The 1,748-nt window shown below is 67.4% G+C and carries 1 protein-coding gene; it reads left to right on the top strand.

The window, feature by feature from the left end:
- The first annotated feature begins 113 nt into the window (after positions 1 to 113).
- Positions 114 to 1,730, top strand: a complete 1,617-nt coding sequence (locus tag QMK24_RS41175; protein WP_283472036.1) for an IS4 family transposase — start codon at positions 114 to 116, stop codon at positions 1,728 to 1,730.
- Positions 1,731 to 1,748 lie beyond the last annotated feature (18 nt).

Here is a 1,748-nt window from a genome sequence, read left to right on the forward strand (position 1 = left end):
CCAATGCCACGAAGTTAAGGGCCCGTTGGCGATGTCAAGGGTAGGAGAGATGTAGGAGGGGCCTCTGCTATGCAGGGGATCGACCAAGATCTTCCTGAGAGAGCAGAGGCCCCGTGGTCCAGTTTGTCACGGGCGGAACCGACGTGTTCGCGCCCGGTCATATCGGTGAATTGACGCAGGTCATCCCACCCGAGTTGGTAGATGCGGTGCTGGAGGAGACCGGAGCCCGCGAGCGGCGGCTGCGGAGCCTGCCCTCGCGCGTCGGCGTGTACTTCGTGCTCACGCTCGGACTGTTCGAGTATCTGGGTGCCGAGCTGGTCTGGGGCAAACTTGTGGCCGGACTGACTGTCACGGTGCCGCGGCCGTCGGAGAAGGCGCTGCGTGATCTGCGGCGGCGAGTGGGTGTGGCCCCGTTCAAGCGGCTGTTCGAGGTGCTGGCCGGTCCGCTGGCCCAGCCGTCCACGCCCGGAGTGTGCTACCGCCGCTGGCGCACGGTTGCCTTCGACGGATGCGGGAGCCTGAACGTCCCCGACCACGAGCGCAACCGGTCCTGGCTCGGCCGCACCCATCGCCACCACGGCCCGACAGGCTACCCCCGTCTCATGCTCATGACCCTGTGCGAAACAGGCACCCGCGGCCTGATCGCCGCCGTCTTCGGCTCCGCCTCGAAAGGCGAGACCGACTACGCCCACGACTTGGTCGGTCACCTGACCACGGACATGCTCCTGCTGGCGGACCGCGCCTTCGACAGCAACGAACTGCTCGCGGACATCGCAGCTCAGGGGGCGCAATTCCTGATCCGCGCTACCAGCACCCGACGACCGCCGGTGCTGGCGCTGCTGCCCGACGGTTCCTATCTGACCCGGATCGGCACCCTCCGGCTGCGAGTGATCGAGGGCGAGATCCACGCCCGCACCGCCCACGGCGGCGACTTCGGCGGCACCTACCGCCTACTGACTACGCTCAGCGACCACCGCACCGATCCAGCCGCCCACCTGGTGCGTCTCTACCACGAACGCTGGGAGATCGAGATCACCTACCTTGCACTCCGTCATACCCTGCTCAAGGGTCGCGTTCTACGGTCCAAGGACCCGGTGGGCCTCCAGCAGGAGATGTGGGCGCTACTCACCCTCTACCAGGCCCTGCGCTCGGTGATCGTGACCGCGGTGGAGACCGTCCCCGGCTGCGATCCCGACCGGGCCGGCTTCACCGTTGCCGTGGAGGCCGCCCGGGACGCGGTCGTCAGCCCCGTCGCAGCGGCCCTCCCCTCACAGTCGAACAGCCACCGCGACCTGGTAGGTCACATAGGCACCCTCGTCCTGCACACGCTGCTGCCCAGCCGCCGGTCACGGTTGTCCGCCCGCGTCGTCAAGTGCGGCACCTCCCGCTACAACATCTGGAACCGCGACGGGCGCCCCCGCGAGAGCACACCAATCACCGCGATCGAGATCACCGTGCACCCACCGGTCCTGCCCGGCGTGCACGATCCGGGCCAGACCCCCTCCGGGCGCTGGGGCCAGGTCTGTAAGATCCTGGCCGCGAATGCCAACCAAGCCATGCACATGCGCGACATCGCACAGCACCTCGGCCTCGCGACCACAGGGAACCGCCTCAAGGGTTTCACTGCACAGCTCTGCTACTGGGCCCGCAACGGCCGACTCATCCGCACCGCCCCGAACACCTACAAGATCACCCTCCCCGACAGCTTGACATCGCCAACGGGCCCTTAACTTCGTGGCATTGGTCGA

This window comes from Streptomyces sp. PH10-H1 (assembly GCF_030063355.1).
Classification (GTDB): domain Bacteria; phylum Actinomycetota; class Actinomycetes; order Streptomycetales; family Streptomycetaceae; genus Actinacidiphila.